Source organism: Pseudoxanthomonas sp. SGNA-20 (genome assembly GCF_003931635.1).
Classification (GTDB): Bacteria; Pseudomonadota; Gammaproteobacteria; order Xanthomonadales; family Xanthomonadaceae; genus Pseudoxanthomonas.
On record NZ_RRYK01000002.1, the window covers coordinates 42,281 to 55,565 of the forward strand.

7 protein-coding genes are annotated in these 13,285 nt (G+C 65.0%); all 7 read right to left on the reverse strand.

The features are described 5' to 3' along the window. Window positions 1-87 precede the first annotated feature (87 nt). Window positions 88-2,823, reverse strand: coding sequence for a TonB-dependent receptor (locus EIM48_RS05520; protein ID WP_125111261.1), 2,736 nt, complete (start codon window positions 2,821-2,823; stop codon window positions 88-90). A 483-nt stretch (window positions 2,824-3,306) separates the two neighbouring features. After that, entirely contained in the window at window positions 3,307-3,747 is a 441-nt protein-coding gene (locus tag EIM48_RS05525) for a hypothetical protein (RefSeq protein WP_199728397.1), read from the reverse strand. Window positions 3,748-3,822: 75 nt separating this feature from the next. Further along, window positions 3,823-4,665, reverse strand: a complete 843-nt coding sequence (locus EIM48_RS05530) for a glycoside hydrolase family 11 protein (protein ID WP_125077386.1) — start codon at window positions 4,663-4,665, stop codon at window positions 3,823-3,825. Between the two features lie 172 nt (window positions 4,666-4,837). Beyond that, on the reverse strand, window positions 4,838-6,922 hold the full coding sequence (locus EIM48_RS05535; protein ID WP_125111263.1) for an alpha-L-arabinofuranosidase: 2,085 nt from the start codon (window positions 6,920-6,922) through the stop codon (window positions 4,838-4,840). An 899-nt stretch (window positions 6,923-7,821) separates the two neighbouring features. Then, window positions 7,822-8,502, reverse strand: coding sequence for a hypothetical protein (locus EIM48_RS05540; protein WP_125111264.1), 681 nt, complete (start codon window positions 8,500-8,502; stop codon window positions 7,822-7,824). A gap of 17 nt (window positions 8,503-8,519) precedes the next feature. Then, window positions 8,520-9,560, reverse strand: coding sequence for a ParA family protein (locus EIM48_RS05545; protein ID WP_158675195.1), 1,041 nt, complete (start codon window positions 9,558-9,560; stop codon window positions 8,520-8,522). Between the two features lie 23 nt (window positions 9,561-9,583). Continuing rightward, the gene (locus EIM48_RS05550; protein WP_125111266.1) at window positions 9,584-13,186 is read right to left on the reverse strand and encodes a methylmalonyl-CoA mutase family protein; all 3,603 of its coding nucleotides are present in this window, start codon (window positions 13,184-13,186) and stop codon (window positions 9,584-9,586) included. Between the last annotated feature and the right edge of the window lie 99 nt (window positions 13,187-13,285).

The following is a 13,285-nucleotide window of genomic DNA, read 5'->3' on the forward strand; positions in this document are numbered from 1 at the left end:
GCGGCAAGGCGGGCGCCGCCGGACGGCAAAAAAATGGCCCGCCGGTGAGGGCGGGCCAAGGTACTACAGGGAGGTGTCCGTTCGCGCTTAGAACTTGTAGCTCGCGCCCACCAGCCAGGTGCGGCCCCACTCGATCGTCTCCAGCGGACGGTCCTTGGTGCCGGCGTAGGTGTGGTAGCGCGAGTTGTTCAGGTTGCTGCCCTGCAGGTACAGGCTCAGGCCCTGCAGCGAACTGCCCTGGGCGAAGCTGTAGGCCACCTGGGCGTCGATCACGTCCTCGCCCTCGACGTAGCGCAGGGTGCGGACGCCGTCGAAGTTGCCGATCTCGCCGATGAAGTCCGAACGCTTGCGCTGGTTGACGCGGATCTCGAAGCCGTTGTTCTCGTAGTACGCGGTGAAGTTGTACACGCGCTTGGACAGGCCCGGCAGCATGATCGGATCGCTGCCCACGCTGCTGGCGCTTTCCGGATCCAGGATCTGGATGTCGCTGTCGTTGTAGCTGGCGCTGGCCACCACGCCGAAGCCGCGCAGGGCGTCGGAGAACAGGTCCAGCGGCAGCGACGCGGTCAGCTCGGCACCACGCAGGCTGCCACCCTGGCCGTTGAACGGCGCGCTGTAGTTGCCGGTGTTCTGCACCGGGATGTCGATGGTGTCACCGTTGACCGCCAGCCACTGCTCGACCTGGTTGGTGAAGTCGTAGCCGTCGCGGGTCTGGGTGTAGATGTAGCTGCGCAGGTCCTTGTAGAACACCGCGGCGGCCACGTAGGCGCGGTTGCCGAAGTACTTCTCCCAGGACAGGTCGATGGCGTTGGCCACCCACGGATCCAGGTTCGGGTTGCCGCCGCTGGCGCCCGGACGGCCGGTGCTGGTGTCCACGCCGAACTCCATCGAGGCGCGCAGCTGGTCGACGCGCGGACGCGCGACCTGGCGGGCCATGGCGAAGCGCAGGGTGTTCTCCGCCGGCAGCTCGAAGGACAGGTTCAGGCTCGGCAGGAAGTCGGTGTAGCTCTTGCCGTCGGCGATCGGGATCACCTGGCTGCCGACCGGCTGGCTCTCGTCCCAGTAGTTGGAGCTGGAGAACTGGTCGACGTGCTGGGCCTGGATGCCGACGTTACCGCGCACCGGGATCTCGCCGATCATCGCGTTGATGTTGGCGCGGAACCAGGTGGTGGTGATCTCTTCCTCGACCGCCCACTGCTTGGGCACCAGGTAGGACTCGGCGGTGGTCGGGTTGAACTCCATGTAGCGGGCCACGGCGGCCGGCACGTTCCAGGCCGGGATCAGGCCGGCGCCGGCGAAGCCCAGGTTGACCGGGGCGTACTGCAGGTCGGCGGCGATGCTGGTCTCGCCCTGCGCACCGAGGTTGATGTTGCCCTCGGCCTGGGTCTTGCGCTTGCGGCGGTCGGCGAAGTTGGCACCGATGTCGAAGTCCGACAGCCAGTTGCCCATGCTCTCCGGCGCGTTGAAGTTGGCGGTCAGGCGGAAGCTGCGCAGCTCGTCGTCCACGTGCGGGACCTTGCCGTAGCCGGAGCCGTAGATGGTGTTGGTCAGGTACAGCTGGGACGGGTCGGAGTAGTCCATGCCCGGGGTCAGCTGCGGGAAGCCGTTGCCGGAGAAGTCCAGCGCCACCGAGTCAAGCTGCGGGGCCGGCAGGCGCTGCAGGTTGTTCTCCAGGTTGGTCTCGTCGCGCTCGGCCTTGGACCAGCTCACGTCGGCCTCGATGCGCACGCTTTCCAGCGTGATCTCGTTCTTCCAGCCGAAGGCCTTGATGTTGTCCTCGCGGTGGTTGTACATGCCGCGCACCAGCGGGTACACGTTGCGGGCGATGCCACCGGTGAAGGTGCCGTTGCCATTGACCCGGACACCGTCGACCTGCAGGCGGTCGTAGCCGCCATTGAAGTCGCCCAGGTGGATTTCCAGCTGGTTGGCGGTGTCGTACTCCTCGGCGTCGGTGTAGAACGCGTCGAGCGTGCTGGTCCAGGTGTTGTTCGGGCGGTACTGGATGGTCGCCATCAGGCCGTCGCGCTTGGCATTGCCGGTGCGGCGCAGGGCCTTGATGCCGCCGGAGTACCAGGTGCCGGCCTCGACGCCCGGGCGCCAGCCGTCGCCGACCTGCTCCCACGGCTCGTACAGGCCGACCTGGTTCTCCTGCTTGGCCATGTCCGAGTGCGAGTAGCCTAGGGCGATGCCCAGGGTGCCGTCGGCGAACTTGTCCACGAAGCTGACGTTGAAGCGGTTGCCGTACGGGTCCACGCCGGCGGCTTCGCCCAGCGAGTTCTTCTGGTAGCGGCCGCTGACCGAGATCACGCGGTCGCCGTAGCTCAGCGGACGCACGGTCTGCATGTCGATGGTGCCCGACAGGCCCTGGCCGATCAGGCCGGAGTCCGGGGTCTTGTAGACGGTGACGCCGTTGATCAGCTCGGACGGGTACTGGTCGAACTCGACGCTGCGGTTGTCGCCGGTGCTGACCAGCTCGCGGCCGTTGAGCAGGGTGGTGGCGAAGTCCGGGGACAGGCCGCGCACGCTGATGACTTGGGCGCGACCGGCGACGCGCTGCGCCGCCAGGCCCGGCAGGCGCGCGATCGACTCGGCGATGCTCACGTCCGGCAGCTTGCCGATGTCCTCGGCCGAGACCGCCTCGACGATGGAGGTGGAGTCGCGCTTGACCGAGATCGCGCTCTCGATGCCGCGACGGATGCCGGTGACGGTGACCGTATCGAGGTTGGTGGCGTCGCCGCTGTTGTCCTGGGCGTTCACGCCGGCCGCGCTCAGCGCGATGGCAGACGCCAGCGCCGCGCTAAGCATGTTGCGCTTGTGATGCATGTCCCCTCTCCAAGGAAGTGGTGTGCGATGGCCGGGTACGTCGCCTTGCGATCGCCCGGTCCTTTAAGCGCCCGGGACCTGCCCGGAGCGTGCGGCAATGGTAGTGGCCGGTCACACTTGCGGAAGCCTTGTGCATACGTATTCATGGCCCCGCGCAGGCGTTTTTTGCCCTTCCTGCGGTGCCCGCGGAAAAGACAGCGCTGGACATTCCCGCCACGACATGCCAGCGCGATGCCGCCGCACATCGACGCAGGCAAGCGCCGGGCACTGCCCGCGTTCGCAAACCGCTTCCGCATAGTCAGGGCAGGCGAAGCGCGCCGCGCCGCTACAGTGCCCAGCACGCTGGCGGCGCCCGACGCGTCGCCGCGCGGCGCGACATTGCCGCCGGATCCGACCTTCGCAGCCCGGGTAGGCGAAGCGCACTCGTGAGCAACGCACCCGCCACGCCTGGCTGCCCTGGCCTGGGCGACACCGCCCGCCGGCTCACCCGCCCCGGCAGCGCTGCCAGCCCCTGTCCCGGGCCATGACCTGCTCCCAGCCATCCTCCAGCCGGCGCATGGCCTGCCCGCCAACGCAGGCATACCCGAGCTGGCGGGCCTCGGCGCTCCCCAGCGGCGGCAGTTCGATCACGCTGCCCGAAGGCGCCGGCCGCCCCTGGAGCCTTGCGTCCATCTGCACCAGCGAGCGCTCGATCCCCTCGCAGAAGGCCACCATGCGCGGATGTGGGTGGCTCCGGAACTGCTCGCAGTTCATGGGCGTCGTATCACGCGCCATCACGTTGGGTGGCTGCCGCGGCACGTACGCCGGCGGCCTGTATTCCCCGCGAGGCCCCTGCGCACGCAGGGTCTGCGCCTGCGCGCACACCGCGGCCAGCAGCGACAGTGCAAGCGCCAGCCAAGGCGCCAGTCCCGTTCCCCGCATCATCTCCCCCTGCGACAACGCCCTTGTCCCCGATCCGGCCCCTGCTTTCGCAGCCTGGCCGGATCGGGCACTCCTTCCTTACGGAGCCTCCTCCCACACCCGCCCCGACACGGTGCCGCCCTTTTCCACCATGAAGACCTCCACCGCGAAGACCTGGTACGTGGGATCGTCGCTGGCGTCGAAGTTGTCCATGTCCGGCAGCTTCCAGCCATTGCGCTCCCAGGCGGCGACGTGGTCGGCAAAGATGATCTTGTGGTCCTGGCCCAGCGGCAGCTGCTCCTTGGGCCTGCTCCAGTACTGGTAGAACGTGGCGGTGTTGTTGATCGAGGGCTTCTCGCGGCGCACGGTGCGGATGGTGGTGTATTCCACGCCGTTGCTGGTGAAGCTCACGCCCTCCTCGCCCCCCTGCCCCGGCGTGCGGACGCCGCGCTGGACCACGTAGTACTCCACCAGGTGGGCCGGATCGCTCGGGTCCATGTCCTTGTTGTAGCCCCAGCCATACAGGGTGACGTAGCTGGCGCCGGAATCCTCGTTGAGGTGGTAGCCGATCACGCGGTTGCGGTCGCCACGTTCCCAGCCCGGGCCGCCGACGTAGTTGTAGTCGCCGCCCACCCAGTCGATCCTGAAGTTGCCCTGCTCGTCCAGCTTGAACGAGGCTTCGCCGCCGTCCTTCCAGTGGGTGAAGAACAGGTCGCCGACGTGGCCGGTGGCATGGCTCTGGGTGAGCAGGGCCTCGCCCTCGAAACGCCGGGTGTAGGCCTTGAACTTGGAGATCGGCGGCTTGGCCTGCCCGGCGGCGGCCTGCCCGGCCTGCGGCTGTGCCACCTCGGCCGCAGCATCGGGCGCCGGGGGAGAATCGCAGCCGGCGAGGCCCAGGATCAGGGCGGAAGCCAGGAGGGCTTGGGTGAGGCGAGAGGTCATGAGCTACCGGTAGACATGGGACGAGGGGGCAGCATGGCCTGCCCGTGCCGTTTAGCCAAGTGCAGGTGTCATGGGGAAATGCGGGGCAATGCGCGGCGGGACGTGCTTCTTGCGGTTGATGCTTTCCACGCGGCGCGTGCCCGGCTAACCAGCCGGACACGCCCTGCCGCGGTCAGGCCCGCTCGAAGTGATAGATCTCCACGCTTACCGGGGCGATGGTCAGCAACCCGGCCGAGGCGTCGAACGTCGACTCCCTGGGACCGACGCGCTCCGGCTCCCCAAGCGGGTTCTTCGCGTCCGGGCCGGGGCCACTGAACTTCCAGCAGCGCCCCGCCGCCTTGGGCCGGAACCCCTGCAGCGCCAGCGAGAAGCTGTGCGGCGCTTCGGTGGCATTGATCACGGCCACGGCCAGGGTCCGGCCATCGGCGGTCAGCGCTGCGGACACGTCCAGCGGATACGTGTCGCCGCCAGTATTGACGCTGGGCTGGTCGCCGCCGACCGGGTACTTCGGCGCGGGCGTGGGCGAGTTGCCGTTGACCGCCACCGGCACGGTGCCGAAGCGCTCCTGGTAGAACTGGAACATCCGCCCCTTGATGCTGATCTGCGAGCGCGTGCGGTCGAAGTTCAGCCAGCCGGTGGCCATGGTGAAACCGGCCATCGCGATGAAGTCGGTGTGGCGGAAGAACTCGTGGAACGCGGCGGCAATCGCCAGGGCGCCCTTGAGGTCGTCCTCGAAATGGAAGGCCCATTCGTCGAAGAACACCTTGACGCTGCCCTTCTCCAGTTCCGGGAAGTGCTTCTTGTACTGCTCCCAGGCATCCACCATGGTGCGGATGCGGTCGGGCATCTGGTGCACCCACTCGTTGAGCGTCTGGTTTACATCCACCAGCTTGCCGGTGGCCAGGTCGAAGCGCTTGCCAGCCGGCGGATAGGCGTGGGTGCCCAGCGCGTCGAACCTGCCCCAGCTGTCCTTGAACATGCCGTAGGCCCAGTCGCGGTCGGAGCCGACATGCACCTGCGGCTGGCCTTCGATGAAGATGCCCTGGCCGGTGGTCATCTCGTCGACGAAACCACCGGGAGCCACGATGTAGATGTCCGGGTCCACCTTGCGCATGGCGTCCACGAACATGTTGTGCTTGACCGTGTACTGGTCACGGGCCATGTGCCCGTACTGCCAGTGGCCGTACATCTCGTTGCCCACCGCCCAGTACTTCACGCGATAAGGCTCGGCGCGACCATTGGCCGCCCGCTTCGCGCCCCACTCGGTGTCGGCGCTGCCGTTGACGTACTCGACCAGCTGGGCGCCGGAGCGCGGATCGCCGAAGCCGGTGTTCACGCACCAGAATGGCTCGCATCCGATCAGCTCGCACAGCTGCAGTAGCTCATCCACGCCCACGTCGTTGGGCTGCACCGCGTTCCACACCGGGTCCAGGACGGGCGGGCGCCGGTCGGGGTCGCCAATGGTGTTCTCCCAGTCGTACGCGGAGATGAAGTTGCCGCCCGGCATCCGCAGGATGTGGCAGTTCATCTGCTTCATCAGCGCCACGGTGTCGGCGCGGAACCCGCGCACGTTGTCCGCCGGCATCAGCGACACCGCCCCCACGCCGAAGCGGCCACGGCCCTGGCCAACGATCTCCAGGCGCGCGTCGGTGGTGTCCGCGCCAGGCTCGAAACGGAAGCGTTGGGTCTGCCACTGCGACGACGCCCGCACCCGGGTGGAAAGCGTCTTGCCGCCATCCCGGACCAGCCTGACGGCGACCGTCACGCCCGGGTCGGCCCACAGGACGATGCGGCCGTCGTAAGGCGTACCGGATTTCAGGGCCAGGCCGTGCTGCACCATCCCCCGCTCCTGCGAGCCGTCGACGGTGACGACCGGGCTGTGCTCGCCCACGTACGGGCGTTCGGTATCCAGCGCGATGGCGGAGACCGGCCCGATGGCGACCCACTTCTCCATGAAGCCCATCGCGCCGCGGCGATCATCCGGCTTGCGGGCGCGCTCGGCCAGGACGCCGTAATAGAACTTGCGGTCGTCGAGCGTCTCGCTCCACAGGCTGTGGTTGATCAGGTTGCCGATATGCTCGATGAAACCGCCGTAGATCATCGGCGAAATGGGCGGACGCGTGGCCCCGGTATCGATCGTGGCCCGGATGCCACCGGAGGCCGCGAACACCGGCGGAAGCCAAGCCGCCGCGCCCAGCGCCGCCGAGCCCAGCAACAGGTTGCGCCGCGTCAGGTCCACCTTGTGTTGATGCTCCATCAGTCCTCACCTCCCCATGGTCCGTTCGGGTTGCTGCGGGCACGGCGCCAGCTGCCGCCGCGCCGCGGCCAGGGGCATCGCCCCGCGCCGGCATAGGATAGCCACGGCCATGCGGCCCCTGCCCCGGCTATAGCAATGCGAGTTACGCGCTGAAACATGCCAATCCGGACATGGCAGCGGAGGCCGCGGCACTGCTTCTTGCCGGCTCGACGACCGTTCAACGTGGCGTTGGACGGAAAGCAAAGCCGTCTCGCCGGCGAAGCTCCACCAGAGGCGCCGTGGCCGGCGGTGGCCAGGCAGTAAGCGGGAGAACGGGCGGTTGGCACGTCGCGGGTGGAGAACATCTTCGCGCCCCACCACGGTGGGACGTCGTCTGGATGCCGCCTGCCCGGTTCGCTGCCAACCACCGGGCACAGCAAGCGGACAACGCAACAGCCTTCAACCCCGGGATCTTTCAGTAATCACTAGTACGGCCAGCGGGTAGGTCATGCCTGGTCTAGCTCGCGGCGAAGCACCCTTCGCGCGCATGACCCCGGGATCACCCCGCACCCCGACTACCTGGCCCTTTCTCGCGGTTCGACCAGCCGGCAGACCGCCTACCGCGCATTGTTTTGCCAGGCATTTGACCAGCGGATGGAAGACGGACTACGCGACCACAGCCGCCAGAACAAAGCCTTCGGCAATGATCGAGCCAGACAAGCAGACAAGTGGAAGCATTGGCCGGAGAAGCCTGGAGGTCAGACCCGCGGTCGGACACGCTCGGCGCCGGAAGAATGAACCTGTCCCTTCTTGTCGCAGGAAGATGCTTCCCCTTTTGCTCTCGATCCGCGCTGGAAAGTTAACCTGACCTCTTTACTTGGTCCGATAGGAAGTGAAACCGGGCCGTTTCTTTCATCTAGTCAATATGCAGAAAACTTCAACCCATTGCCCTCAATCCGAAGATCATGACGACCAGAACGCTCACACGAGAAAGAGTGGTAATCCAGCATCCAACAAACTTTATCCACTATCGAATCATTCCCCTTGGCTGAGTCCGCTATCACCTGAGCGACGTTCGGAGTCAACTCCTCGATATTTTCAACACCTATATATTCAATGAATAGAAAGCCATCCCTGTCCCTGCAAAGATTATCAGATAGCCACCTCCTGTCCGCATCTGTAGCCGTCGGGTGATTGCTAAAAAAGTCAATCAAGTTTGGATCTACTACAATTCGCGGATTCCTAGCTTTCTTACTCTCAATGTAATATGCGTTCACCAGCGCCTCAGAGTAAATCGTGTTGGCGTCTGAAAAATGCTTACCGAAGGCAACGCCCCCCCGAACCAGTATCCCGCCCCTCAGAAACTCGCGCTGGAGCTTCCCAGCAATCGAAATCACCGATTTCACGCCTTCTAGATCAAGACTAGCCTCTATCACGATGGAATCCGAAAACATCCTAACGGCGCCGCCATATGTTTCACGGATATCTTGGAATATCTGGAGAAAAGTCATCAAGCGAGTAGCTGCAGGCGCCCTTGAATCGGCCTGGACCATCTCCGCGAAACCAAGAACATCCATGAATGCGACCACGGCGTATTCCATGCTAGTTCCGTGCGTCATTAGGCCTCAACTACATCTACAAGGTGGTAAAATTTAGCCTTGAAGTTAGACATCTCTTCTTGACGACCGACCCACACAACGCCGCCCCATCCCGTCTCTTTTTCCGTCAGATTCCACACCGGCTTACCATGAGTCAACATCATCGGCGCCAAGCTAGCAAAGTCTGGAATTTCAACAGCGACAGGCGCTGTCCAACAGCTCTCGAGCACAACATCTTTCGAACCAGATGCATCGATCATGGACGGAAGCAGCCGCTCAACTACGCGTTTCGGGATCAACTGCATCCAGTGCTTGAACGCTGGCTTAGCCTCACCCGCATATCGCTGGTAGCGCTGCATGATCAGGCCACGGAACTGGGGCGAACCAAGCGGAACGTTCAAGCCAAGCTTCTGGAAATCAGAAACAATTGCAGAATTCTCGCGAATCCATTTAGAAATAATCGCGCTGAGTGAAGTGATCGCTTGGTAATTGAATCGATCCGGCACGACAGGAGCAAGGAAGATATCAGCAGCCAGAAAGAAAGCCCTGGTGAGGGCCCCGGCGCTAGGACCAACATCAACAATCACGTGACTGAAACCACGCGCCTCGGCCAGGCGCTTAAGCATGTCATGCAGGGCAACATAATTTCGCTTCTGATGAACATCAGTCCCGGTCCGCAAGTTATGAGCTTGGGAAAGGACATCTTCAGCCTCACTCAACCCGATATCGCCCCTCAGCAAGCTGACACGGGTATCCAGAAGCTCAATCAAATCAATTGAGTCCACGTCAACATCTGGCCGCTCGCCTCGAAATCTCGGGCCGAGAGCGTCAAGAATGGTGGTCCCTGGTAGCTGCTGCAGTTCACCAGTTTCAGCAGCGGCCTGATCGAGATGCTCGATCGTTTTCGCGAGTGACAATTCAGTCAGGTTGCACTGAGGATCGCCATCAACCAGCAAAACCTTGGTATTCAATCGCTCCGCAATCGAATGCGCCAGATTGAACGAAGTGGTAGTCTTCGAAACTCCGCCCTTGTGGTTATAAAGAACTACAATTTTCGTCACGCCACCCTCCTTAGTTAGATAGATCACATGTTCCTTCGGTATTCCCCGCCCACGTCATACAAGGCATGACTGATCTGCCCCAGTGAGTGGGTCTTGACCGCTTCAACCAGCGCCTCGAACACGTTCCCCCGCCGACGCGCCGTGTCCTGAAGATACGCCAGGCCGTGGCCGTTGTGGACCTCGGTCACGGTTTCATCCTCAACCACGTGGGCGTGGCCGGTTTCCCCTGCCGGCGCCAGCACGTTGCGATTGGCCTGCCAGGCACGGACGTTGGCGATCTGCTGGGCCTTCTCGGCCTCGGTGGAGCGGATCAGCTCGATCTCGGTGGCCACTTCGCCGGCGTGTTCCTTGGGCAGGAAGGTGTTGACGCCGACCAGGGGCAGGCTGCCGTCGTGCTTGCGATGCTCGTAGTACAGGCTCTCTTCCTGGATCTTGCCGCGCTGGTACATGGTGTCCATGGCGCCGAGCACGCCGCCGCGCTCGCTGATGGCCTCGAACTCCTTGTAGACCGCCTCCTCCACCAGGTCGGTCAGGTACTCCACCGCGAAGCTCCCCTGCCAGGGGTTCTCGATGAAGTTCAGGCCCAGCTCCTTGTTGATGATCATCTGGATGGCCACGGCGCGGCGCACGCTCTCTTCGGTCGGCGTGGTGATGGCCTCGTCGTAGGCGTTGGTGTGCAGGCTGTTGCAGTTGTCGAACAGGGCGTACAGGGCCTGCAGCGTGGTGCGGATGTCGTTGAACTGGATCTCCTGCGCGTGCAGGGAACGGCCGGAGGTCTGGATGTGGTACTTCATCATCTGCGACCGTTCGTTGGCGCCGTAGCGCTCGCGCATGGCGCGGGCCCAGATGCGCCGGGCGACGCGGCCGATGACGGTGTACTCCGGGTCCATGCCGTTGCTGAAGAAGAAGCTCAGGTTCGGCGCGAAGTCGTCGATGTGCATGCCCCGGGCGAGGTAGTACTCGACGATGGTGAAGCCGTTGCTGAGGGTGAAGGCGAGCTGGCTGATCGGGTTCGCGCCGGCCTCGGCGATGTGGTAGCCGGAGATGGACACCGAGTAGAAGTTGCGGACCTGGTGGTCGACGAAGTACTGCTGGATGTCGCCCATCATGCGCAGGGCGAACTCGGTGCTGAAAATGCAGGTGTTCTGGGCCTGGTCTTCCTTGAGGATGTCGGCCTGCACGGTGCCGCGCACGGTGCGCAGGGTCTGTGCCTTGATCTTCTCGTAGGTCTCGCGGTCCACCAGCTGGTCGCCGGTGACGCCCAGCAGACCCAGGCCGAGGCCGTCGTTCCCCGGCGGCAGGTCGCCGTGGTAGCGCGGGCGCTGGCGGCCTTCGAAGAAGGCGTCCATTTTCCGCTGCGCCTCGGCCCAGCGGTCCGGGTCGGCCTTGAGGTACTTCTCCACCTGCTGGTCGATGGCGGTGTTCATGAACATCGCCAGGATGATCGGCGCCGGGCCGTTGATGGTCATGGACACGCTGGTGTTCGGCGCGCACAGGTCGAAGCCGGAGTACAGCTTCTTCATGTCGTCCAGCGTGGGCACGTTGACGCCGGAGTTGCCGATCTTGCCGTAGATGTCCGGGCGCGGCGCCGGGTCCTCGCCGTACAGGGTCACCGAGTCGAACGCGGTGGACAGGCGCGCGGCCGGCTGCCCGGCGGACAGGTAGTGGAAGCGGCGGTTGGTGCGCTCGGGCGTGCCCTCGCCGGCGAACATGCGGATCGGGTCCTCGCCGGTGCGGCGGTACGGGTAGACGCCGCCGGTGTACGGGTAGCTGCCGGGCAGGTTCTCCTTGCCGAGAAAGGTCAGCAGCTCGCCCCAGGACCTGAAGCGCGGCGCGGCGATCTTCGGGATCTTCTGGTGGCTGAGGGACTCACGGTAGTTCTCGACCCGGATGGTCCTGCCGCGGACCTGGTACTCGTTGACCTCGTCGGTGATCGACTTCAGCCGCTGCGGCCACTCGCGCAGCAGGCGCTGGGAATCGCTGGAAAGCGACTGGATGGCGTCGTTGTAGCGCTGGCGCAGGGTGAGCAGGCTGCGGTCGGCTTCGACAGCCTCCCCGGTGGACGGGGGTTGCAGGGCGGCGCCGTCGTAGAGCGCCAGCGGCTCGGGCAGCAGCGGGTCGCCCAGCTCGCGCAGGGCTTCCCAGTAATGCTGGGCGCGGGCGGCGGTCTCGGCCTCGCTTTCGATGCGGCGGTTGATCGCCCTGCCCTGCTCGGCGATCTCGGCCAGGTAGCGCACGCGGTTGCCGGGGATCAGCACGGTGGCCCGCGGTTCCTTCAGCGAGGTGTCGATGCTGGGGTTGAAGTCGCAGCGGGGGGAGCCGACAGCAGAACCAAGGGCGGAGTCCAGTTTCCCACGCAGCAGGCGACAGAGGTTGGCGAACATCCAGCTCACGCCGGGATCGTTGAACTGGCTGGCGATGGTCGGGTAGACCGGGATCTCCTCGTCCGGCACCTGGAAGGCGTTGCGGTTGCGCTTCCACTGCTTGCGCACGTCGCGCAGCGCGTCCTCGGCGCCGCGGCGGTCGTACTTGTTGAGCACGACCAGCTCGGCGAAGTCGAGCATGTCGATCTTCTCCAGCTGGCTGGCGGCGCCGTAGTCGGAGGTCATCACGTACACCGGGAAGTCGACCAGGTCGACGATCTCCGAGTCGGACTGGCCGATGCCGGCGGTCTCCACGATCACCAGGTCGAAATCCAGCGAGCGCAGGTAGCCGATGCAGTCGCGCAGCACGGTGTTGGTGGCGCTGTGCTGGCGGCGGGTGGCCATCGAGCGCATGTAAACGCGGTGGCTGCGCAGCGAGTTCATGCGGATGCGGTCGCCCAGCAGCGCCCCGCCCGTGCGTCGCCGGGTCGGGTCCACCGACAGCACGGCGATGCGCATCTGCGGGAAGCAGGCCAGGAAGCGGTTGAGCAGCTCGTCGGTGACCGAGGACTTGCCGGCGCCGCCGGTGCCGGTGATGCCGACCACTGGCGTGGTCGGGCGTGACTGGTGATTCGTGGTTCGTGATTCGCTGGGAGCGGCAGCCCAGCCCCGGCGCATCAGGGCCAGTTCCGCTTCGGAGAAGACGCCGTCTTCGATCTTCGAGAGCATGCGGGCGATCGCAAACTCGTCGGCCGCGTCGTGCCCTTGCGGATCACCAGTCAGCAATGACGAATCACGCGCGCGCTTGGCGCGCGCAACCACATCCCCGATCATTTCCACCAGCCCCATCTTCATTCCGTCGTTGGGATGGTAGATGCGCTCGACGCCGTAGGCCTCAAGCTCGCGGATTTCCTCGGGGGTGATGGTGCCGCCGCCGCCGCCGAACACGCGGATGTGCGAGGCGCCCTTCTCGCGCAGCATGTCCACCATGTACTTGAAGTACTCGACGTGGCCGCCCTGGTAGCTGGACAGGGCGATGGCGTCGGCGTCTTCCTGCAGCGCGGCGCGGACCACGTCCTCGACGCTGCGGTTGTGGCCGAGGTGGATCACTTCAGCGCCCTGGGCCTGGATCAGCCGGCGCATGATGTTGATCGCCGCGTCGTGGCCGTCGAACAGGCTGGCCGCGGTCACGAAGCGCAGCGGCGTGGTGTCGGCGTGGGCTTCGGGGCGTGCGCCCTGGAGATGGCTGGCGGGCGTGCTCATGCGTATGCGTCACCGGAAAGTCGGGATTCGACCCGATTCTAGTGCTTGCATCCGAAACGGATTGGCGCGGTGCAGCGTGACTTTCGCGCAGGTGCGATG